At 45.3% G+C, this 20,001-nt stretch carries 28 protein-coding genes and 1 tRNA gene; 7 read left to right on the forward strand and 22 right to left on the reverse strand.

Annotation, left to right across the window (positions count from 1 at the left end; genetic code table 11):
* A partial coding sequence (locus ACTCCX_RS08200; protein ID WP_463275538.1) for a hypothetical protein occupies positions 1-196 on the forward strand: 196 nt, incomplete at its 5' end.
* On the opposite strand, the gene ACTCCX_RS08205 is transcribed toward ACTCCX_RS08200, so the two are convergent.
* Positions 191-2,767: a vitamin B12-dependent ribonucleotide reductase gene (locus tag ACTCCX_RS08205; RefSeq protein WP_463275582.1), complete on the reverse strand. Its 2,577-nt coding sequence runs from the start codon at positions 2,765-2,767 to the stop codon at positions 191-193. The two genes, ACTCCX_RS08200 and ACTCCX_RS08205, sit on opposite strands and share 6 nt — an antisense overlap.
* Positions 2,768-3,249: 482 nt before the next feature.
* On the opposite strand from ACTCCX_RS08205, the gene ACTCCX_RS08210 reads away from it, so the two are divergent.
* The 3 genes from ACTCCX_RS08210 to ACTCCX_RS08220 are packed head-to-tail and all read left to right on the forward strand — an operon-like array spanning position 3,250 to position 4,524.
* Positions 3,250-3,570 (forward strand): Sir2 family NAD-dependent protein deacetylase, encoded by a 321-nt coding sequence (locus ACTCCX_RS08210; RefSeq protein WP_463275539.1) that lies wholly within the window; start codon positions 3,250-3,252, stop codon positions 3,568-3,570.
* Between the two features lie 49 nt (positions 3,571-3,619).
* On the forward strand, positions 3,620-4,135 hold the full coding sequence (locus ACTCCX_RS08215; protein ID WP_463275540.1) for a Panacea domain-containing protein: 516 nt from the start codon (positions 3,620-3,622) through the stop codon (positions 4,133-4,135).
* The gene (locus tag ACTCCX_RS08220) at positions 4,132-4,524 is read left to right on the forward strand and encodes a hypothetical protein (RefSeq protein ID WP_463275541.1); all 393 of its coding nucleotides are present in this window, start codon (positions 4,132-4,134) and stop codon (positions 4,522-4,524) included. Before ACTCCX_RS08215 ends, ACTCCX_RS08220 begins: the two co-directional genes overlap by 4 nt.
* A gap of 168 nt (positions 4,525-4,692) precedes the next feature.
* Here the strand turns inward: ACTCCX_RS08220 and ACTCCX_RS08225 are convergent, their stop codons facing one another.
* The 19 genes from ACTCCX_RS08225 to ACTCCX_RS08315 form a co-directional block, all read right to left on the reverse strand.
* The gene (locus tag ACTCCX_RS08225) at positions 4,693-5,106 is read right to left on the reverse strand and encodes a hypothetical protein (protein ID WP_463275542.1); all 414 of its coding nucleotides are present in this window, start codon (positions 5,104-5,106) and stop codon (positions 4,693-4,695) included.
* A gap of 40 nt (positions 5,107-5,146) precedes the next feature.
* Positions 5,147-6,064: a hypothetical protein gene (locus ACTCCX_RS08230; protein ID WP_463275543.1), complete on the reverse strand. Its 918-nt coding sequence runs from the start codon at positions 6,062-6,064 to the stop codon at positions 5,147-5,149.
* A complete protein-coding gene (locus ACTCCX_RS08235; RefSeq protein ID WP_463275544.1) occupies positions 6,064-6,747 on the reverse strand; it encodes a class D sortase in 684 nt (227 codons plus the stop codon). Before ACTCCX_RS08235 ends, ACTCCX_RS08230 begins: the two co-directional genes overlap by 1 nt.
* Positions 6,748-7,611: 864 nt before the next feature.
* On the reverse strand, positions 7,612-8,202 hold the full coding sequence (locus tag ACTCCX_RS08240; RefSeq protein ID WP_463275545.1) for a hypothetical protein: 591 nt from the start codon (positions 8,200-8,202) through the stop codon (positions 7,612-7,614).
* Positions 8,203-8,216: 14 nt separating this feature from the next.
* Positions 8,217-8,450: a hypothetical protein gene (locus tag ACTCCX_RS08245; RefSeq protein ID WP_463275546.1), complete on the reverse strand. Its 234-nt coding sequence runs from the start codon at positions 8,448-8,450 to the stop codon at positions 8,217-8,219.
* Positions 8,443-8,817 carry a replication protein gene (locus ACTCCX_RS08250; RefSeq protein ID WP_463275547.1) on the reverse strand — a complete coding sequence of 125 codons (375 nt, stop codon included), beginning with the start codon at positions 8,815-8,817 and terminating at the stop codon, positions 8,443-8,445. Before ACTCCX_RS08250 ends, ACTCCX_RS08245 begins: the two co-directional genes overlap by 8 nt.
* Positions 8,811-9,137 carry a hypothetical protein gene (locus ACTCCX_RS08255; protein ID WP_463275548.1) on the reverse strand — a complete coding sequence of 109 codons (327 nt, stop codon included), beginning with the start codon at positions 9,135-9,137 and terminating at the stop codon, positions 8,811-8,813. Before ACTCCX_RS08255 ends, ACTCCX_RS08250 begins: the two co-directional genes overlap by 7 nt.
* A gap of 38 nt (positions 9,138-9,175) precedes the next feature.
* Positions 9,176-9,412 carry a hypothetical protein gene (locus ACTCCX_RS08260; RefSeq protein WP_463275549.1) on the reverse strand — a complete coding sequence of 79 codons (237 nt, stop codon included), beginning with the start codon at positions 9,410-9,412 and terminating at the stop codon, positions 9,176-9,178.
* Between the two features lie 14 nt (positions 9,413-9,426).
* Positions 9,427-9,792, reverse strand: coding sequence for a hypothetical protein (locus ACTCCX_RS08265; protein ID WP_463275550.1), 366 nt, complete (start codon positions 9,790-9,792; stop codon positions 9,427-9,429).
* Between the two features lie 5 nt (positions 9,793-9,797).
* Positions 9,798-10,304, reverse strand: a complete 507-nt coding sequence (locus ACTCCX_RS08270) for a hypothetical protein (protein ID WP_463275551.1) — start codon at positions 10,302-10,304, stop codon at positions 9,798-9,800.
* A 73-nt stretch (positions 10,305-10,377) separates the two neighbouring features.
* Positions 10,378-10,563 carry a hypothetical protein gene (locus ACTCCX_RS08275; RefSeq protein ID WP_463275552.1) on the reverse strand — a complete coding sequence of 62 codons (186 nt, stop codon included), beginning with the start codon at positions 10,561-10,563 and terminating at the stop codon, positions 10,378-10,380.
* Positions 10,564-10,658: 95 nt separating this feature from the next.
* On the reverse strand, positions 10,659-10,817 hold the full coding sequence (locus ACTCCX_RS08280) for a hypothetical protein (RefSeq protein WP_463275553.1): 159 nt from the start codon (positions 10,815-10,817) through the stop codon (positions 10,659-10,661).
* Positions 10,818-11,085: 268 nt separating this feature from the next.
* Complete coding sequence (locus ACTCCX_RS08285) at positions 11,086-12,663, reverse strand: DNA primase family protein (protein ID WP_463275554.1); 1,578 nt, start codon at positions 12,661-12,663, stop codon at positions 11,086-11,088.
* Entirely contained in the window at positions 12,660-13,574 is a 915-nt protein-coding gene (locus ACTCCX_RS08290) for a hypothetical protein (protein WP_463275555.1), read from the reverse strand. The genes ACTCCX_RS08285 and ACTCCX_RS08290 overlap by 4 nt, the downstream gene beginning before the upstream one ends.
* Before the next feature lie 13 nt (positions 13,575-13,587).
* Positions 13,588-13,818: a hypothetical protein gene (locus ACTCCX_RS08295; protein ID WP_463275556.1), complete on the reverse strand. Its 231-nt coding sequence runs from the start codon at positions 13,816-13,818 to the stop codon at positions 13,588-13,590.
* A 2-nt stretch (positions 13,819-13,820) separates the two neighbouring features.
* Positions 13,821-14,114, reverse strand: a complete 294-nt coding sequence (locus ACTCCX_RS08300) for a hypothetical protein (RefSeq protein WP_463275557.1) — start codon at positions 14,112-14,114, stop codon at positions 13,821-13,823.
* An 89-nt stretch (positions 14,115-14,203) separates the two neighbouring features.
* The gene (locus ACTCCX_RS08305; RefSeq protein WP_463275558.1) at positions 14,204-14,356 is read right to left on the reverse strand and encodes a hypothetical protein; all 153 of its coding nucleotides are present in this window, start codon (positions 14,354-14,356) and stop codon (positions 14,204-14,206) included.
* A gap of 291 nt (positions 14,357-14,647) precedes the next feature.
* Entirely contained in the window at positions 14,648-14,926 is a 279-nt protein-coding gene (locus ACTCCX_RS08310) for a helix-turn-helix domain-containing protein (RefSeq protein WP_463275559.1), read from the reverse strand.
* Between the two features lie 30 nt (positions 14,927-14,956).
* Positions 14,957-15,181 (reverse strand): helix-turn-helix transcriptional regulator, encoded by a 225-nt coding sequence (locus ACTCCX_RS08315; protein ID WP_463275560.1) that lies wholly within the window; start codon positions 15,179-15,181, stop codon positions 14,957-14,959.
* Between the two features lie 145 nt (positions 15,182-15,326).
* On the opposite strand from ACTCCX_RS08315, the gene ACTCCX_RS08320 reads away from it, so the two are divergent.
* On the forward strand, positions 15,327-15,995 hold the full coding sequence (locus ACTCCX_RS08320; protein ID WP_463275561.1) for a helix-turn-helix domain-containing protein: 669 nt from the start codon (positions 15,327-15,329) through the stop codon (positions 15,993-15,995).
* Positions 15,996-16,059: 64 nt separating this feature from the next.
* Positions 16,060-17,214 carry a tyrosine-type recombinase/integrase gene (locus ACTCCX_RS08325; RefSeq protein WP_463275562.1) on the forward strand — a complete coding sequence of 385 codons (1,155 nt, stop codon included), beginning with the start codon at positions 16,060-16,062 and terminating at the stop codon, positions 17,212-17,214.
* Between the two features lie 115 nt (positions 17,215-17,329).
* On the opposite strand, the gene ACTCCX_RS08330 is transcribed toward ACTCCX_RS08325, so the two are convergent.
* Positions 17,330-17,419 (reverse strand) — tRNA-Ser (locus ACTCCX_RS08330).
* 216 nt (positions 17,420-17,635) lie between these two features.
* Between ACTCCX_RS08330 and sstT the strand changes: the two genes are divergently transcribed.
* Positions 17,636-18,856, forward strand: a complete 1,221-nt coding sequence (gene sstT / locus ACTCCX_RS08335; protein WP_463275563.1) for a serine/threonine transporter SstT — start codon at positions 17,636-17,638, stop codon at positions 18,854-18,856.
* 224 nt (positions 18,857-19,080) lie between these two features.
* Here sstT and ACTCCX_RS08340 read toward each other — a convergent pair whose 3' ends face one another.
* Positions 19,081-19,662: an N-acetylmannosamine-6-phosphate 2-epimerase gene (locus ACTCCX_RS08340; protein WP_463275564.1), complete on the reverse strand. Its 582-nt coding sequence runs from the start codon at positions 19,660-19,662 to the stop codon at positions 19,081-19,083.
* Positions 19,663-20,001: the final 339 nt, after the last annotated feature.

A 20,001-nucleotide genomic window follows, 5' to 3' on the forward strand; every position in this document is an offset into this window, starting at 1 on the left:
ATCAAAAGCGAAACGGTTGTCGGATACCTTGCGGTTATCCGACAAGCAGTGCATCAAAAGCGGTGCGGTTGTCGGATACGTTGCGGTTATCCGACAACCGAAGTGCAAGACGAGCATTAAGGCCAATTGTCGGCAACCCACAAAGAAGAACCCGTCCAAAATCAGACGGGTTCTTCTTCATTTGATCGGTTTATAAACCGCACTTCAGCTGTGCACCGCAGTTGGTGCACGTGTTGCAGCCGCCGAGATCTTCGACTGTACCTTGTCGGCAGATCGGGCAGGTGTCGCCGATTTCATTGCCGATTGTGACATCGGTTGCGGCCAGATTGGAAATCGAATCGACGAGGAAAGTTTTGTCTTTGTTGATTTTGACGTGCTCTTTCTCTTCCTCAAGCTGGGCTTCTTCGTCCCAAACGTTCTCCTCGGCTTTCAGCGTCAGCACCTGCGAATCGCGGCTGCCGTCCACGTAGACGGTACCGCCCTTGGCCCCACCCAGATAGAGGCGCTCGTAGATCTTTTCGACCTGATCGACGGTATAGCCTTTCGATGCGTTCACCGTTTTCGAAATGGAGCTGTCGACCCAACGCTGGATTGTTGTCTGCACATCGACGTGCTCTTCAGGCGAGAGCGTCATGGCCGCCACGAAATAATCCGGCAATTGGTTCGGATCGGCACCCGGATGGCGATCCAGATATTCCTGTACAATATCCGCCTTCACCTCGATGAATTTGCCGAGACGTCCGCTGCGATAATACGTGAATGAGAAGTAGGGCTCCAGACCGGTGGAAACGCCGGCCATTGTGCCCGTCGATCCGGTAGGCGCCACCGTCAACAAGTGCGAGTTGCGGATGCCGTACTTCAGGACGCCTTCACGGACATGCTCCGGCATTTTTTTCATGTAGCCAGTGTTGATGAAACGCTCGCGCAGGATCTGCGTCTCTTTTCCGGTCTTCCCGACCAGAAACGGGAAACTGCCGCGTGTCTTCGCCAACTCGATGCTTTCTTCGTAAGCCGCCACAGCGATCGTTTCGAACACTTGGTCGATCAGTTGCAGGCTTTCCAAAGAACCGTAGCGGACGCCGCAGTAAATCAGCATATCAGCCAAACCCATGATCCCCAAGCCAATCCGGCGTTCGCCAAGCGCTTGTTTTTTGTTTTCCTCAAGGAAGTAAGGGGTGGAGTCAATGACATTGTCCTGCATATGGATGCCGGTGCGGACGGTCTGTTCCAATTTGGCGAAATCGACCATCTGCAGATCCTTGTTGACCATCTCGGCCAGATTGACTGCGGCCAAGTTGCAGACGGAATAGGCTGCCAAAGGCTGTTCGCCACAAGGATTGGTGGCAACGACTTTTTGACCGTAGGCTGTCGCGTTCGTCATTTTATTTGCATTATCGATGAAGAAGATGCCCGGTTCGGCCGCGTAAGTGGCGCAGACATTGATGAGACGCCACAATTCACGGGCTTTGACGGTCCGATAGGTGCGGACGGCATTGCCGGCAGCTTCCCAATCGCGGACATCGCCGCAGTTGGTCCATTCGGCATCATAGTGCGCCATCGCATCTGCATCGTAATGCTCGACATCCGGGAAACGCAACGCATATTCTTCACCCCGCATCACAGCGTCCATGAAATCGTCGGTGATGCAGACGGAAATGTTGGCGCCGGTCAGGAACTCAGAGTTGTTGACGGTGTAGGTGCCGCCGTCGCGCAGTTTTTTCTCAGCTTCATGGATGACCAATGCATCAAAACCGCCATGTCCAGGAATGTGCTTGTAATTGACGATGCCTGTGTACATGTTGATTTCTTTTGAAGAGAACGGTGTGAAATGCAGTTTCTCTTTCGCCAGCATACGGATCTGTTCATCCTCGAAATTTTCGATGATGTAACGAAGGATGCGCGGATTCTGCATCTTCGAAATGATGAATTCGAAGATATCCGGATGCCAATCGGCCAGCATGATCATCTGCGCGCCGCGACGGGAACCGCCTTGTTCGACCAGATGCGTCAGCTTGGCGATGTCGTCCATCCAGGAAACGGAACCGGAAGAGCGGCCGTTGACGCCTTTCACCATTGTGTGGCGCGGACGCAGCGTCGATCCGTTCGAACCGACACCGCCGCCACGGCTCATGATTTCCATGACTTTCTTGCGGTGATCGGAAATGCCGCCGCGCGAGTCGGGCACGAAAGGCATGACGTAACAGTTGAAATAGGTGACATCGGTTCCGGATCCGGCGCCGTAAAGCACGCGTCCGGCCGGGATGAAGTTCAAAGCTTTTTGTTCTTCGTAGAATTTCAGGAACGCTTCATGGCGCAGTTCCGGCGTGATTTCGACCTCTGCCAAGCCATGGGCATTACGCATCGCAATCTGTTCGTAGAAAAGCTCGAGCGGTTTGTCCAATGTCAGGATCCGGCGTGTCACGATGCCGCCTTCCTCAATTTCGAAATCGTCGATGTTGTGCTGGTATTCTTCGGAAACCTTGATGCGGACAGTCTGGTCCTTATGGTTGATGGAGAGGACGGTGCCTGTTCCGCGGGCCGGGTATTTCGGATCCTCCTTGACCGTCAAAATCACCAGATCCCCTTCGGACAGGGTCTCCTTGGTGGCATCCTTGTAGGAGTAGCGGTCAAGCATGACGAGGCGGGATACGCCCTGATAGGTAACGTGCATATCTTCCGTAATCGGAAATACATGCGGGAACCGCTCGATATCCTTGTTCAATTTTTCGAATCCTGCTTTAAATGTGGTCTTGGTTGCATCCACAATAATCACTCCCTTATTTATGGCGAAAACACTAGATGTTGTGCTGTGCTTTTACTTCTCATACCATATATGTTAATTCTGTTCACCGGATAAATCAAGGGGAACAGATGGATTATTGGAGGATGCAAACGGATGAAAACGTTGTTTGGATGGATGGGGATGCGTTTATAAAAATATATCGGCCAATAAGAAGAGGATGCTGCACACCGGGATGGGTCGTCGACTTTCGCGTAAAGAAGTAATGCGGAACTGTCGAAAAATTGCCTATCCGTCGACAAAACAATCACCGGAAACCGCAAAAAACCTGACGGATCGCACTTCTGTCGGGCGTCAGCCCAGGACGGTGTTCCCTAATGTCGAGAACCGTGCTGCTCTAACGCACCCCAATCTATCCGCCCCAATTCTTCATGCGAAACAGTACCCTCATAGGCTCACAAGAAGCTATAATAAAAGCAGAAAGAACAACAGATGAAAGGAGCTCAAGCATGAATGACAACGACAAAGAACGTTTCGCGGACATGATCCGCCATTCGCAGCGCATCGTCGCCTTCACGGGGGCGGGCATCAGCACGGAAAGCGGCATCCCGGATTTCCGTTCGGCGGGTGAATTGTTCGACAGGCTGAGCGTCATCGGCACCTCGCTGGCAGTCTATCCGGCCGCGAGCTTCGTCCACTATTTCAAAGGAACTTACGCTGTCCTGCTCAACCGGACGCCTGTGCCGCAATCGCTTACCTTCCAATTGGCCGTCCAAACCGATGCGGGCGCCTTTTTAGCAGACGTCCGGAAAGAACATTATGTAAAATGAACAAAAGGCGCTGCAACAAAAAGGAAACTCCTGAAAGGAGGAATTCGTCATGCCGAAGCTGAAAAAGCTTGCGAGCTATCTGGTCTATTCCTACGAAAACCATACGGAAGCCCGGTTCGGCGACAATGAATTGAAGTTGCAGATGCTGCTCTATTTAGCGCAACGGGAATGTCTGGCGGTAGTCGGGGAGCCATTGTTCGAGGAAAAGTTTGAAGGCTGGGAAGAGGGACCGGTGCTGCCGGAACTGCATTTCTTCTTCGAGGAAGGCTACGATCCCTTCGAGCCGTTGGAGATGAAAAAGTTGAAGGAGCGCGAACAGTTTATCCTCGACCGCATCGTCTTTGCGTACGGACAGTATGAAGGTTGGTATTTGGCGGATTTGGCGCGCCGCGAAACATCCTGGCACAACAGCAGGGCGATGCTGACCGCTGAAGCGACCGATCTCAAGCCGTTGGAACTTGCGGATATCCGCGCAGATGCGAAGAAAGTGCGGCTGTATGACACCCTGTTCGATGTATATCTGGATGAATTGGATGATTTCGAAGGGGAGGTACTGGAACCATGAACGAAACGCAAGCATACATCGGAACCATCGTGAAGACCCGTTTTGCCTATCATGACCTCGAAACGGACAAAATCGCCTTCAAATCACGACCGTTCCTGATCATCGGTGCGGAATACGATAAGTTGCCGTGCGATTTTACGGCCTTTCCGCTTTCGAAAGTGTCTGCCAGCCAAAACATCGATCCGGTTCACGACATCAAAGTCGAAAAAGAACGCTATCCCAAACTGAGCCTGAATGCGGATGTTTCCTATATCCGGGTCCATAAGATCCAGACAATCCACAGCTCGCAGCTTGCGATCGGGATCCTCTCATCATTGAGCGAGACCTACCCTGAGCTCTATGCGGAAGTGAAGGCAGCTTACCGGGATTTTTCTGCGGGGCTATTCTGACCGGCCGTAGCCGCGTCCGCTGATTGGATAGTACCGCAAAAAACACCCTTGGATAGCGGAGGCCCATGATGGGTCCGTCTATCCAAGGGTGTTTTACAATTTTAATGCAAACGCAGCGATGTCCAGTAAGGAGAATCTGCCTGCCAAGTAGAGATTGTTTACTCCGGTCTATTTTACGCCATTTCCTTTTGTCGGGAAAGCAGCTATAACAGTGCCGTCTGCATCACTGAAAATGACTTGTTTCGAAGTCACGGTGACAGTGATATCCAATACTGCAGCAGTTGCAGTAAGCTCAGCCAGGATGGCTTGTTTATCAGCTTTGGTAAGTTGATTTATGCTTTTCGCTCCCCGTGCAGTCACGACAGCTTGCGCATTATTTATGTGGACAATGATTTGATCTGCTTCCTCAGCAGTCACATCGTGGGACCTTAAATAATTTTTTGCTTGATGCACATAATTGGATGGTAAGTTGGTGGCTACCAAAGTTTTGATGATATCATTTTCAGTTGCAGCAGCAACATTCGCTTGCGCTCCGAAGAACAAGACGAATGCGAACAAAAGAGATACAATAACTTTTTTCAATTTTTTCACCTCCTTTCGATGCATCTGCCCGGATGCTGAATCAGTATTGTTCCATTTCGGCCGCGTAGGCACAATTTTGGCGGTAGGCAGCTCGCTTGGCTTTGCTGATCAGATTGTAGCCAACCAGGCAGGCTGTCCCCAAAAAGAAGACCAGTCCCCCGGCGACCAGCAAGAATGTAGTGTAATGCATAGCCAACATGCGCAGGGCGGTGTTGATGTAATCTGTAGAGACAGTGATGCGCTGCGGAATCTTAAGGCTTAAAGCCACAATTGCTGGAATGATGACGAAGGCAGATCCGGAAACTAAGCTACTGCCGATCCAAATCAGGGAGCGGTGAGGCCGTTTCCAGTTCAAACAGAACAGTGCCCCGGCAACCAAAAAGAAGGCCAATGGTACGAGATAGAAATAAAAAAGAACGGTTTGCAGTATTTTCCGGAAGGTCTGGAATTGCGGATAAGGCATGACGTTATCCAGATTGAAAAGCATAGTGTGGCTGCTGATAAGGGCAGTGGCTTCATCAATGATAGCATCCGTCTGCGCTTGCAAGCTTTCATCGAACGGCTGCTTGTGTTCTGCAGCATAATTCTCGACATAAGTCGTTACGGGTTCCACGAATATATTGCGATTGTTCGTCGTTGCGTAAGTTGCCTCAGGATCGATCAGATAGTTGAGCACTTGTTCATTGTTCGTGCGGGCAAGCTCTCGCAAGCCATATGGGTCCATTGCAGCTTCGACGAAGACTTCCTCAGGTAGGGACGTTTCCAAGCTCAGCGTCCTGAAGTTAGCGGACAGGCTTTCCTCTATTTGATTGTAGTAAAGGCTGCCTTCCAACTGCTGATTGAGGTCGCTTGCGTTCAACAGGACTTGCTTCATGAAGATGACTCCGATAAAGGCAACCACTGCAAACATCAGCAGAAAGCTGAGGATGAATCTGCCAATTTTTTTTATGTTTCGCATCATGATGCTCCTTGAAAATTGATTTGCGAAAGTGGCTTGCCTTCGACCAGTTTTGCGGTCACGACATATCTGTCAGGTGTGTTGCCGATGTAGTCGAAAGGATAATAAGTGTACAACGTCAAAATCTGCTCTTCGGAAGGCGCCAGAATACTTTCATCGGTATTGCTTTTGATTTCGATGTTGCTGATTTCGTAAACATAGGTTCCATAGGTCAGTTCCAGGCGGATATCGTCTCCGATCTGTGCTTCGCCTAGCGTCTTAAAGACGGAATTGGTGTGCCCGGTGATGACGGTGTTGCCGATATCTCCTGGAAACACAGAACCATAATAGTGACCGGCACCCTGTAACAACTGTGGTTCGTCATCACCTACGAAAACAGGGACGAGGATACCAGCTGCATCCACACGCAGCATCCCGTATTCCTCTCCATATTTCGGAAAAGAGATTTGGGTCGTTGTGTTTGTCACATCTATAGCCATACTGCTGTCGCTCAGATTCGTCTGCGCGATAGCGACATCCGAGGGGAGAAACATCCGTGATAAGTAAAAAGCGTAGGAGATAGTATCAAAAAAAATCAAGGAAAGCAGTGTGATGCCGGATACGAAAAGGAGTACCGGCATGCCGATCAGCGCAGCGATCCGCCTCCGTTTTGCCCGATTTTTTTGACTTGTTTTTTTGCCCATCAGTCCACTCCATTCATTTTAGGTCATGCAGAACATGCCATTTCATCAAAAATAATTTCTCTCTAGTTGTTAGTTGTTGAAAATACATAGAAAAAGAGAAAGATAGTTTGCTTACGTGTGTAATTACATTATTCCATGGACATCATGAGCACTACTGCTTATAGTCTTATAAGACTATAAGTGACCTCAGCCGCTGAAAATCAAATTTTTGCCTTCGAAAGAAAAGAGGTGCAAGATGGATAAGCGACTTTCCAAGAAATATCCGCTTTAGTAAGGAACGGTTTTTGGCACAAAAACAAACGGGCTGCATCCCAGTAGGAATGCAGCCCGTTTGTCGGACAATATTTAGAGTTTTTAAGGAGAATGGGGGTATAGAATGGAACCTTATCCGCTCATTCAGTACATGTCAGAAAAACAGGATATATTATAGAAGGAAAGGGTAACGCTATTCAAAACGAATTATAAGCACTCAATATAAACTATGTGCGTTTCTGAGTGCATTTTCTAGTAGGCAGCGGCCGGATCTCCTCGAATCTGAGGGGATCTTTTTTATTGCCATTATTGCCAGGTTCTTTCCCGGTTAGGATAACACTTCTAAAGGCTCTAATCAATCCGGAATAGGGGATATTTTGAAGCACGCGAACTCTAAAACGTGTGAACGGAGATTATACTTGCAGATACTTAAGTCGCTTAAATCGCTTGTATTTGCGTTCTGCGCTATTGCACATCTTTGTTTGATAGCCTGCGTTCACATGCCATACCGTGCAGCTTATCGGCAACTATCCATGAATCCATCTGAAATAGCGTGAGAATGCGTTAGAATAGTGCTAAAAAGGCCAACCTCGAAAGGCTGACCTCTGTTTGTTATTCGCCTAGTGAAATCACGCGGTCAAGCTGTCCGTAATACTTCATGAACTCATCATCACCGCTGAAAATGATGCTATTCATATCGATTGCAATACCAGAATTTGAATTTGAGTGAGCGCTCCTTGCCGCGCTAATCATTTCTAATAAAGCTTCGACTTTCGGCTCTTTTTGAATCACCGTACTTGCAATATAAGATACTTTATTTCGTTCAGCGTGTGACTTAATCGCCTTTACCATCGTGTAATTACCAGCGTGCTTTTCTTCCAAACTTTGATAATCACTTGGATCTAATGCCATGCCGCTTGTGAGTAGTGCCATGTCTTCGGTTACATCTGACCCCTTGACGGTTGCCCATTGTTCATAAGCTTGTTCATACTCCGCGATAATTTCATTAAAGCGCTGCAAGCGTGCTGTAATCGCCTGATTCAGTCTCTTGTTATTCTCTTCGGTTTTGTTTGAAAAATCTGCCGGGGCAATCGAACCGCTGTGACGTTGCTTATCTAATTTTTCTTTTTCGCTGTTGTGTGCGTCTATTGCTGCCTTATAAGCTTGTACGGCCTTCATAATTTCTTTAGTTGTCTTATTCATTTTGGTAATCTCCTTTAGTTTTCTTTTAGTTTATTTTCTGCTCTTCTCTTGAATAGTTTAATCATTTCTTGCTGTTTTTCTTCGTCTACTTTCAATCCATATTTCCGACTGCCGGAAACAATCCTCAATTCATCCGTTGTCGCTTCGCTGATAACCTCATCAAGTGCTTTTTCAAATAATTCTTGTTCCGTTGGCGGCTTGCCTGCGACTGATTCAATTTTTATCAGCCGCTTATAGAAGCTATTCATTGGCGGTCAACCTTCCTTCCAGTTGTTCGATCCGATGCTGAATATCATCTATTTCTAAGCCACGGTACGCATTTTCTAATACCACGCGTGCGGCCTGTACTCGTGCGGATGAAGTCGAGTTCTCAGCATCTTCCATCACGTTTTTAAGGGTCTCAATGGCCAGTATAGCCGATTGCTGTAGCTTATTGGTTGCCTGCGCCATTGCTTCGCGCCTTAGTTGCATATAGTATGCGCTAAAGTCTGGATCATTCAGATACTTATGCGCGGTACTGTTGGTAATCTTTGCCATGGTATAAGCTTCTGTGATTGTGCTTGTACTCATTAATGCAACCGCAAACCGTTCTTGCTTCGGGTTCACCTTTACCATTGAATCACCTCGGCTTTTTGATTATCCATTGTAAGGCCGTTGTTTCGGTCTACCTTGATTAGAGTAGGGTGCCCTAACTCCAATACCTCTAATGGCATCAAACCGAACCACAGCGTAAATCTTTCGCCTTTTTCAACTACTCGGTTCATCCATGCAATCAAACTTGCTTTGGTGTGATAGGTTGCCTTTCCGGTTGCATTGACTATTTTATACTGCTTCTTGTCCAGGTTGTAATCACCAATATAGAAGCCGCCTGCTTCGGTGTTCGATAGCATTTCTAACTGTTTGATCCTGCGCATTAAATCTTTGTTGTTGCTCATAAATTTCCCCCATTCCTACGATTTTGTTTGAATTTGTACTAATTTTCTTCCGAAAACTGGATATCATCCACGAGAATAACGCTCATAGGCTCCGTTTCTGCAATCTGATCGCAGAACTTTCCGAACTCTTTTTCAGTGAAGACGCGTTTCGGGAAATTGTGTCCGGTTACGGTATATTTTCCGTTGTCCAGTTCCGCATAGTATGCACAAGCGCCTTTCTTACTCGCGACTTTTTCCAGTCGTCTGATCCGATCCAGGTTATTAAATAGTTTCATGTTTTCACCTCGTTTTATTGTTTGAATTGCTGCGGCTTGGGCTCTGCTCTTGCTTGGTTCATGGGGAACTCCTTTCTCTTTTGCCTGTCCGCATCAATCAGCGGCTGCACTTGTTTGGATAATCTCATTTCAGCCGCTTTACGCATCCGGTTATAATCCTTCACGCTCATCTGCTTCCTTTCGGCAGCTTCCGCTATAGTCAACGGTCTGCCATTGTCCGATAGATAGTGATAGGCTAGTAGAAGGCGGTCTTCCTCAGATACGTTCTTCAATCCACCGTACAGCCATTTCAAGTTGCGCTTGAACCAATACCCCTCCGGATCTCGTAAAGCCTTGTACCACGTCCGCAAAATATACCGCGTTTCCCTTGTTTCACTCATGATCGTTATACCTCCAATAGTTTCAGCATATCTTCAAAATGTGTTGTGAACTGTTCGCCAGTAGTTGGGGATTCGCATGCTTTTTCAAGTTTCGATGCGCGGTTATCATCCACCAACTCGAAGCGATACCCGGCAGCTTCTTCAATTTCCTGGATCTCCTCAAAACACTCACGTTCTACGCGGTCATTTAGGCCGCCTTCCTGCCACTTGTATTTGTGAGTGAGGAAATACCTATCCGCTTGTGGAAGTTGCTTCATGTATGCCAGAAAATGCCTCTGCTTGAATTTCATCACGGCCATTCGGCTCTTGGCTTGTTCTTCGCTATCTACCAATTCGATAACTTTGCTTTCAACCGGGAAGCCGTGGATATACATGGCTTCATTATCCGAAGTGTAATAGCTGCTCATGGTCTGCTGATAGAAGTCTATCCGCGTTTCCCTCAGCCGCCACTTGATTCGAGTGATACGTTTGTTCAAACTGAAATAATATGCTATTAGATCTTCATCAATCACCACCGCACCACCTCAAACTTTTATGTAAGTGGGGCAGCGTATAACCGCCCCGAATGTTTTCAAATTTAACTTGCTAGAATGGCATGCATTCCGTAAGCAGCAATTTATCTATCAGATCGTTCACCTTGTGCAACTTCGCTTTCAGATACGCAGAATATTCTTTGTTATCCTCGTCCATATCGAAGCAAGTATTCGTGAATTCCTTTACGAGTTGCTCGTGATATTGAAGCAGATATATTACTTTTTGTTCATTTGTCATTGTTTCACCCCATCTTAGTTTTTGCAGGGTTACTTATCTGGACGACCGCCACACCGCGCGCCAGATTGATTTGTAGCCTTAATTTTTCTGATTTTTTAGATGTCCATTTCGCCAACGCAGCTTTGTAACCAATCAACCTGATTTTCTAACTCTTGGATTTTTTCTTCAGATCGCCATATTTTGTTTTCGGCATCTCCCAGGCGTTCGGCTAATACCATGATTTTTTCTTGAAGTTTTGCTAGTTCTTTTTCCATCTTGCTTCCTCCTTTTTGGTTGGTGTCCGTGATTTGATACGCGTTTTGTCCGTAATCTGTTCTTTCGAAACTCACTCATATCATAGGGTTGTCCGTGATGTCCGTGATTCGGGGTCCTATACTTTATATAAATAATTATTCTCTCTACTTATATTTTTTTATTTCTTAATAAATAGTGAATAATTACGGACATTACAGACAAAGCATTGATACATAAGCATTCTGCTTGGACATATTACAGACAGATTGCAGACTGTACTTAGACACTTTATAGCTGCTCTAAATACGTTTCGATTAGTTTCAAACTGATATAACGATCTAATCTTGTGCCACCATCGTTGAAAGCATTGCTTGATTTACTTTTCACGACACCTTTTTTACTCAACTGCTTGGTTAGTTCTTTCGCTGACTTGGGAACAAAGCCGTTAAACCTGCAAAATGCCTTGTACTCGCTGTATACAGTGGAAGCAATCTCGCCCCTTTCATCCCCTTCAAGGATTTCTGTAGCTTCAAAAATAAATTGTGCGATTCGATCATTATCGAACAACCATTCATTTTTCGTTTTCTCCATGCTCTTACTTTTGGCGAACAAAACTTTCTTGCCATTGAAGATTTTTCGGAATTCTCTCATACATGAATAGACAAATGCCGGGGATTCTTCTTTTATTAAATTCGTGTCGTGGTTATCCCAAAAGTTATTTTCAGGCAGCCGCTGATCTCCAATCATAATTGGCACAACGGTTAAACGACTTGCAAAGCCTGTACTCATGTCTTTGAAATGGAAGAACTCATTCATCGAAAAAAACAACTTCGCATAGCTTATGAAATTGAATCCCTGGATCCCTTTATATTCGGCCTTTATGTTGTCGCCACCTGTTACGCGTTTAAGAATTGCCGTGGTAGATAAGTAATCGGAATCAATATCTCCACAAATATTTGCACATGTACCCAATAAATCCACGACTGAAAAGCGCTCTCCGATCTGTTCGGGCGTTAATGCGCTGACGTTTTCAACCCCTAGATAAAAATTCGTTACCATATTCAAGAAACTCGATTTACCTTCACCACCTTGTCCGTATAGAAACACCATGTCGGGGGCCGGAGAATAACTTCGATAAAAGAGATACCCGATATACTGTTTCATGAATAAGGCGTTCTCTCCGAAAAACTCTTCGAAAAATTTATCCGTGTGAGGTGTCGCCTTCCCGGTAATATCCAACTCATAATTAAATGAGGTCAGAATGTAATCCTTGTAATCGTGCGGCTTCATCTCATCCGTTAGAATGTTATACGTTCCGTTTTTAAATACGACTAATTCGGGGGCTGATTCTTCAAATGGACTAGTGTTTGAATACGAGGGATTATAGGCCTTCTGCTTCGTGTATCGGCTAACCTCTGATATATATTTCTGTTGATAATAGCCCCATGCTTGCAGCTCCTCTAAGGCTGTTTTTTCGGTAAATGTTGTAAGTTCGTTCTTTCCAAAATACCGCCATGCGCCTTTTTTGCCCTCGTATAGTGCGCCTTCTAACAACTTGGGTATTCTAAGGATTTTTGAACGATTGATTATCATATCGCCCAATTTTTCGTGGCTGAATGACGTTAATACATTGAACTTATCCCCTTTGTTTCCGACCGCTTCCAATCGACATGAAAACCATACCGGACTAATTTCATTCAGTTCTTTAACCATTTTTGAAGCAACGTCAATATCTCGACTGCTTATATCATTGACAGCCTGGTATAGATCCAACGGTACTTTGCCGAAGTACGAATTCTTTTTCGCTTCCGCATTTTCTTTTTTTAATGTTTCGATTTCTCGCAACGCTGCTTGGCTAAACGTCAAAATAGTCTCCCTCCTTTCTTGGCATGATTGTTTACTCTCGATAAGTAAATTTTTTCCAGTTCGTCCAGTTCCAACGGATCCGCGGTAATCTGTTCGTTAAAATTAATCGTCTCCATCACTAACTGGATTGTCTCGAGTGGTGTATCAACCGCCAGCATTTTATCGACCATTTCCCTCCACCAATTATTTCGCGCATCCGGGGCCGCGCCATTGAACAAAACCTGCAATAGCAACCCTGTATATTTCTGACCTCCGCTTGAACGGTTGTAACTGGAATTGCCTTTCTTGAAAGCATGTTGCTGCTTAATTTGATTCTTGTATTCTTTCGAGTTGCTGATTTTAAACAGAAACGCATCTGTCGGAATAGGCTCGCCATTATCATGGTAAATTAGGCTCACATGCTCGCTATGCTGCGTTATTACTGGCGCGCCTTGTCCTTGTGACCACGTTTTGTTACTGCTGTCAAACGTGAAATTTACGCCCAATTCATGGCATATACCGAAAAGCAATTTCTCATATTCTCCGGCATTGACTGGCCTGTTTAGTTCCAATGCTAACCGATACCGGATATAATCCGCCCTGTATCTTAGAGTGGGGTATAGGCAGTAATTGATGCCCTTTAGTTTGTCTTGGACTTTGGAAAGGAACGCTGCTTCGGTTTCGTGTATGTCGTCAAAGTCGACAAACAAAAGGCTCCGGCTGAATAAATTTTCGTTGTTCCGTTTTAAATCGCCTGTCATTTGTCCGGCAATGATGATTTTCATCTTGTATAGCTTGATCGCCTTTTCTTGCTCTTCGTTGGCAGGATACTCAAACCGCTGCGGCTTGTACGTCTTGAAGAATTCAAAATCACGTTCCGTCTTAATTTCTACCATTGGTTTATTTGTTTGGACTGTATTTATATAAATCATGCGTGACCCTCCTTTAGAATCGCAACACCTCGAACAACTCCCCACCAATCATTTCAAGTGTTGGCTCTGGCTTCTTGTAAGCCGGAAAACGTGCTTCGACTTCTGCCACGGCTGCATTTACCCAATTTCTAACTTCTTCATAATTCTTGGGTTCTCTTCCAAACTCTTGGATAAATGATTTTGTGTTAGTTTCCCGGGCGAATTGGTTCCAACCTTCTTTGGTGTTAATGTTTGGTTTTGTCATGATTAGCAATCTCCCTTCGCTAGACCAATGCTCAAGTTATCGGATAATTCTTCCAGGGACGTGATTTTCTCGCTGAACCCTTCGAGAAGCAGCGCATTGAGGTTCACTAAGTCGGCAATAGATTTCTTCAAAATTTCAGCCTTCGGATTGTCGTTGTCGATTGCATCGAATGAACAAGTCAGTTCGTAAATTAGATTATCCTGCGCCTTTATGAGTGATCCGTAACGCTCCAAATTCTGAATTCCTTGCAAGATTTCAACGGCTTTCAGTTTCATTTCATTGTTAGTTTTTGTCATGGTAATCTCTCCCTAGTTATGGTAAAATGGAGAATATAAAAGCGTATTAATGCGCCATATTCTCGTTGTCGCCTTGTGTGAGTTGCCGCTCATTTAACACAAGGTTTTTTTGTGCTTCTTTCGATCAATCGGAGAAGTGTTTTCAAGTCCTCAGCCGTTACATGCTGCGCATAACGTTCTGAAGAAAATTCTTCCAGGCTCTCGCGGATCCGATCGAGTGCCGCTTTCTCTGCTGCGTTCATTATTTTCACCTCCATTTATTCCTCAGTGAAGCATTTCCATACCGTCCGCAATGTTATATAAGTCAGAAACCCAACCAGTAACCCGGCTATATATGCTTGTGTGATCGCGTCCATTTATTTTCACCGCCTTTCATGGGGTTCTATACTTCCACTTTCGCCATTAGTGTTATACGTTTGCCTTCTGCATCAATGTTTTTGCCCGGTTAATCATGCGATTTTTATAAACCTACATAGATTTCCACAGAGAAATTTGAATTTTTAGAGTTTTTTTGCCGCTGCCCGCGCGTGATTTTATTGTTTGATATGCTTCTCTAAAAACTCGTCTAGATGCCGCTTGCTGATATATCTCTTGCTGCCGATTACGGAAACCGGAAGCCCACTTCTGATCCATGCGGCTACAGTGTTCGGGGAAACGTTAAAGTATTCTTGAATCTCCTTGACTGTCACCCAATCTTTTAACCTGGTCTCTTGACTGATTACCTCTTCAACAACTTCCCTCGCAGCGCTTCGCAACATTGCTTTGAATTCATCATTGAAGGCATCATCAATTTTCACCCTCAGTTCTGCCATGTTATCACCTCAATTCAACGCTACATTTTGCTACTTCTTGCTGAAAAAAATTTCATCAATCGTTATTCCTGGAAACATAGGGAGAAGCATCTCCTTAATTGTAACCATCTCTTCGTTTGAGAATCTTGATTCTCCTCGCTCTTTGGCTGAGTATGCTTGTTTTGAAATATTGAAGATTTCAGCCATTTCTTTTTGAGTTTTTCCAAGCATAACCCTGTAACCCCTAACTTTAGTTCTAGTTGTCAGCGTAACCATATTACACACCCCTTCCTTCTCTTTGCTACATTTCGCTACTTACAAAACCAATATTAAAGGATAACGTTCTGAAAGTCAACTATAACTTGCTACTTTTTGCTATTCAGCTTATAATTAAGTAAAATAAATAATGAGGGGGGTTCTCGTGAAAGTAAATAATTATGAAGTAGGGTACCGAATTAATAGCATCCGAAAGGATTTAGGATTGAATCAAGAAGACTTTGGTAAGAGAATTAGCGATGCTCACAAGAGTTTAGTTTCAAAATGGGAAACGGGGAAAAATTTACCAAACAATGAACGTTTGAAAGCTATAGCTGAAATTGGCGGCATTTCCGTTAATGAATTGCTGTATGGGGATATGAAGAACTTTACTTCATCATATTTTGATAAAAGAATTTCTGAGACTAGGGAAAAGTTCGAAGGTTCGTTCTACGGTTCTATTCTCAATAATCCCGACTACATTCAAAGTGTGAAGGATGACTTCTTGTATAAAGTTCAATTTTACGATCTAAATCATTCTGATACGGAAGCTTTAAACAAGTTGATTGATGAATCTATATATGCGGTAATGCGTGGAGAAGAATACACCAATGAGGGCGCGTTTGCTCTTGCAAAAAATAGGCTGCATGATACAGTGCAGCAACTTGAGGAATTTTTCCATGAAGTTGTACGAGAAGACGGAAAAAATAGAATCACAAGTAAAATAAAAAACGGCTTGGATCCAGTGATTCTTGAAAATTTGAAATTGATAGTTAATCATGCTGAAAATGAAGTGTCAGCCGCTAAAGATTCTTATTTCAATAACGACAAATAATATCATGCCGGGATTCCCGGCACCTCTTGAAGGCCGCTGCCTGCGTCAGAAAGAGGGAAGTATCATGGCTAATAAAATTACTAAGTATAAGAAGAAAGACGGCAAAACGTACTATAAAATTCAAGCCTATTTAGGCATGAACGCGGAAACCGGGAAAGAAATTAATGTCACGCGCCAGGGCTTCGCATCGAAGAAAGATGCTGAGATGGCCATATCACGCTTGAAAGTGGAATTTGAGGAACGCGGTTATCAGAAGGCCACCTATAACACATTCCAGGAACTCTATGAACTTTGGTTCGATTCTGCGTATAAGAATACGGTAAAAGAAAGTACCTACGTTAAAACGATCGAATTATTCGAGAATCATATTCTGCCTGCGTTCGGCAGCCGGAAACTGGACAAGATTTCAGTGACGTATTGCCAGGCAACCGTTAATAAGTGGTGTGAGGGGTTCACTAATTTTCGTGTGATGAAGAACTATGCCGCGCGTGTGCTTGATTATGCCATCACGCTCGGACTTTTGAGGGATAACCCGATGAAGAAAATCACCATGCCAAAAAGGAAGCTAATGATTGATGAGGAAAAAGGGGAGAACTTCTACACCAAAGAGGAGTTGCAGCAATTTCTTTCCTGCGTGAAGTCGGACGGCCTTAACCGATGGTATACGTTGTTCCGGTTGTTGGCATTCTCTGGTATGCGCAAAGGGGAAGCGTTGGGGCTTGAATGGAAGGATATAGATTTCAAGAGTGGGAAGGTTACGATCAGCAAAACACTTGCCAGGGGCGAAAATAACACGCTTATCATCCAGACACCAAAAACAAGAAGCGGCATGCGTACCATTGCATTAGATGAGAATACACTCGCCATATTGAAGGAATGGAGAAGGGAACAAGCGAAAGACTTTCTAAAACTCGGCATCAATACCATGAAGCCATCTCAGCCCATCTTCACCACTTATCAGAATGACTATATTCAGCTTGTGACGGTCACCAACCGCATGAAGCGCATTATCCAGAAGCATGATCTAAAGGTTATCACCACTCACGGCCTGCGCCATACGCATTGCAGTTTACTGTTTGAAGCCGGAGTATCCATCCAGGAAGTGAAGGAGCGGCTCGGACACTCGGATATTCAAACAACGATGAACATATACGCGCATGTTACCGAAAAGGCCAGGGAAGAGAGCGCGGAAAAATTCGCTTCTCATGTCGGTTTTTAGTGGATTTTTATACAATCTGAGTGCTTTTCTCTGTGGAAAGCAAAAAAAGAAGCCCGGAAACGTTTAGGAAGTAGCGTCCTATCAACGTTTTCAGGGCTTTTAATAAAGTTATGTAAGGAGAATGGGGGATTCGAACCCCCGCGCGCCTTTCGACACCTAACGCATTTCGAGTGCGTCCTCTTCAGCCGGACTTGAGTAATTCTCCATAAATGATATTATACCGCTTTTCGGACAATCAGAAAAGAGGATTTTTGAAAAAAATCAAAAAAGGCTGAATCAGCTTCGGAAGGCCCCCTGTTACTGATCACCCTAAACCGAAATTTGAAAGGTTTAGTTACTTATTAGATTAAATTATGGTAATATACAATTCTGCTTACTCATTTTTTTGTAACTTTTTTGCATACATCAGGAGGAATTTGAATTGTATAAACTAATGAATCATTGGTACAAGCTGAGCCTTGTCAAACGTATCATCGCCGGCCTTATCATAGGTATCATCCTTGCCGTAACGGTTCCGGATGCTGCGAAGCCGGTCACCATTTTTGGAGCACTCTTTGTTGGTGCTTTGAAAGCAATCGCGCCGATGCTAGTATTTTTCTTGGTAGCATCCGCTATTTCGCAACACAAAAAAGGCCAACAGACAAATATGAAATCCGTCATCGGACTCTACCTTTTAGGGACCTTCTCGGCGGCACTCGTAGCAGTGGCCGCAAGCTTCATCTTCCCGGTGAACTTGACATTGGGCGCCGGAGTTGAAGATGTCACTGCTCCAGGCGGTGTGGTGGAAGTGCTGAAGGCGCTGCTCCTGAACGTGGTGGACAATCCGGTCAAGGCGCTCTTCAATGCCAATTACATCGGTATTTTGTCCTGGGCTCTTATGCTCGGCTTTACTCTGAAGAATGCCGCAGCCTCAACCAAGCTGATGCTGTCTAATGTTTCCGATGCACTGACGGAAATGGTCAGGATCGTCATTGCCTTCGCTCCTTTAGGGATCATGGGCCTTGTCTTCGATGCCATTGCAACAAGCGGAATCGGCGCTCTCTTGAGCTACGGGAAACTGCTTGCGGTACTGATCGGTTGCATGCTGTTCGTTGCTTTGGTAGTCAATCCGATCATCGTCTACATCTATATCCGTTCCAATCCGTACCCGCTCGTCCTCAGATGCATAAGAGAAAGTGGCATCACAGCTTTCTTCACAAGAAGCTCCGCCGCGAATATTCCCGTGAACATGACGCTGTGTGAAGATCTTGGATTGGATAAGGACACGTACACTGTATCCATTCCACTTGGTGCGACCATCAACATGGCCGGTGCAGCGGTAACGATTTCGGTACTTACTTTGGCTGCGGTCAATACCTTGGGTATCCCTGTGGATTTTGGAACAGCATTAATCCTCAGTATTCTTGCAGCCGTCAGCGCTTGCGGAGCATCAGGTGTTGCAGGTGGCTCCTTGCTGCTGATCCCGCTCGCGGCCAGTCTTTTCGGAATCCCGAATGATGTGGCTATGCAGATAGTGGGTGTCGGTTTCATCATCGGTGTCCTGCAGGATTCATTCGAGACAGCGCTGAACTCATCGACGGATGTTCTCTTCACTGCGACTGCCGAATTCGCGAAAAGACGCAAGGAAGGCAGCAAAGCCTGATTGAAAATCAAATAGCAAAAAACCACTGGTCCGTCTCGGGTCAGTGGTTTTTAATCTTTGCAGGCTTATTATGTTTTTGTCGATGCATAGACGATCTCTCGACATTCAGGATCACCGTCCTGGGCTGAAGCCCGACAAAAGCGCAATCCGTCAGTTTTTTTGCGGTTTTCGGTATCAGTTCAGTCGACAGCTGCGAAAAATTTGTTGAATATGTGATTCACTCCTTATTTTAAGCTGTCGATGAAACGTTTTGCGATTTCTTTTGGCCGTGTGATTGCGCCGCCTACGACGATTCCCACGACCCCTAATTCCTGGATTGCTTTGGCTTGTTCGGGCGTATGGATTTTACCTTCAGCGATGACATCCACAACGGCTTTCACCAGGCTTGTCATCAAGGCAATATCCGCCATGAGCAATTGCTCGGGATATTTCTGTTTGATTTCTTTAATGAAGGCGTTGATCGTTTTGCCGTCGTAGCGTTCCCGCAAAGTGCAATCCAAGGCAATGACTTCCACACCCGTTTCGACCAATTCATCGACTTCCTTCATGGTAGCAGTGATGAAGGGTGCTTGCGGGGGATAATCACGTTTGATGATTCCGATGATCGGCAAATCTGTTTTTTCCTGAATCTGGCGGATATCCCGCACTGATTCAGCGCGAATGCCGACTGCACCAGCTTGTTCAGCTGCAAGGGCCATCAAAGGCATGATGCCGCCTTCTTCAGTGTACAAAGGTTCTCGCGGCTGTGCTTGACAAGAAACGATGATGCCGCCACGGATTTGCTTGATGAATGCTTCTTTTTTCATGAACAATGCCTCCGTTGATCATATATTTGAGGGAGTTTATCTCCGTAATCAGAATATAGCATGCGCTTTCACAGTTGTGAATAGATAATTTGGATCACATAAAGTTCACGCATGATCAGTTGCTTAGGTTTGTACCGGCATTATCAGCCACTCGGCAGTCAGGGGTGGATTAACAGTCTCGAAGTATCATTATATTATCCAGAATCGGCTGCCTTCCACAATGATGAGAGGGGATAGGTCATTTATGCAAGTTTATTGAAAGGAAATTTTTGAGCAGAATAGTTGCACAAAAATATGCTATACTGAAATAAACAGTGCGTGCAGTTAGGCGAATGTTCG

The organism is Trichococcus sp. (assembly GCF_055118575.1).

Coding starts and splice junctions, on each gene's coding strand:
- ACTCCX_RS08230 (WP_463275543.1), bottom strand. CDS start 6,064: ATGCGAAACATAAAAAAAATTGGCAGATTCATCCTCAGCTTTCTGCTG.
- ACTCCX_RS08210 (WP_463275539.1), top strand. CDS start 3,250: ATGAATGACAACGACAAAGAACGTTTCGCGGACATGATCCGCCATTCG.
- ACTCCX_RS08265 (WP_463275550.1), bottom strand. CDS start 9,792: ATGAGTGAAACAAGGGAAACGCGGTATATTTTGCGGACGTGGTACAAG.
- ACTCCX_RS08275 (WP_463275552.1), bottom strand. CDS start 10,563: ATGACAAATGAACAAAAAGTAATATATCTGCTTCAATATCACGAGCAA.
- ACTCCX_RS08310 (WP_463275559.1), bottom strand. CDS start 14,926: ATGGCAGAACTGAGGGTGAAAATTGATGATGCCTTCAATGATGAATTC.
- ACTCCX_RS08290 (WP_463275555.1), bottom strand. CDS start 13,574: ATGATTTATATAAATACAGTCCAAACAAATAAACCAATGGTAGAAATT.
- ACTCCX_RS08305 (WP_463275558.1), bottom strand. CDS start 14,356: ATGAACGCAGCAGAGAAAGCGGCACTCGATCGGATCCGCGAGAGCCTG.
- ACTCCX_RS08255 (WP_463275548.1), bottom strand. CDS start 9,137: ATGAGCAACAACAAAGATTTAATGCGCAGGATCAAACAGTTAGAAATG.
- ACTCCX_RS08235 (WP_463275544.1), bottom strand. CDS start 6,747: ATGGGCAAAAAAACAAGTCAAAAAAATCGGGCAAAACGGAGGCGGATC.
- ACTCCX_RS08220 (WP_463275541.1), top strand. CDS start 4,132: ATGAACGAAACGCAAGCATACATCGGAACCATCGTGAAGACCCGTTTT.
- ACTCCX_RS08215 (WP_463275540.1), top strand. CDS start 3,620: ATGCCGAAGCTGAAAAAGCTTGCGAGCTATCTGGTCTATTCCTACGAA.
- ACTCCX_RS08325 (WP_463275562.1), top strand. CDS start 16,060: ATGGCTAATAAAATTACTAAGTATAAGAAGAAAGACGGCAAAACGTAC.
- ACTCCX_RS08260 (WP_463275549.1), bottom strand. CDS start 9,412: ATGAAACTATTTAATAACCTGGATCGGATCAGACGACTGGAAAAAGTC.
- ACTCCX_RS08245 (WP_463275546.1), bottom strand. CDS start 8,450: ATGAATAGCTTCTATAAGCGGCTGATAAAAATTGAATCAGTCGCAGGC.
- ACTCCX_RS08315 (WP_463275560.1), bottom strand. CDS start 15,181: ATGGTTACGCTGACAACTAGAACTAAAGTTAGGGGTTACAGGGTTATG.
- ACTCCX_RS08340 (WP_463275564.1), bottom strand. CDS start 19,662: ATGAAAAAAGAAGCATTCATCAAGCAAATCCGTGGCGGCATCATCGTT.
- ACTCCX_RS08280 (WP_463275553.1), bottom strand. CDS start 10,817: ATGGAAAAAGAACTAGCAAAACTTCAAGAAAAAATCATGGTATTAGCC.
- ACTCCX_RS08250 (WP_463275547.1), bottom strand. CDS start 8,817: ATGGTAAAGGTGAACCCGAAGCAAGAACGGTTTGCGGTTGCATTAATG.
- ACTCCX_RS08300 (WP_463275557.1), bottom strand. CDS start 14,114: ATGACAAAAACTAACAATGAAATGAAACTGAAAGCCGTTGAAATCTTG.
- ACTCCX_RS08295 (WP_463275556.1), bottom strand. CDS start 13,818: ATGACAAAACCAAACATTAACACCAAAGAAGGTTGGAACCAATTCGCC.
- ACTCCX_RS08240 (WP_463275545.1), bottom strand. CDS start 8,202: ATGAATAAGACAACTAAAGAAATTATGAAGGCCGTACAAGCTTATAAG.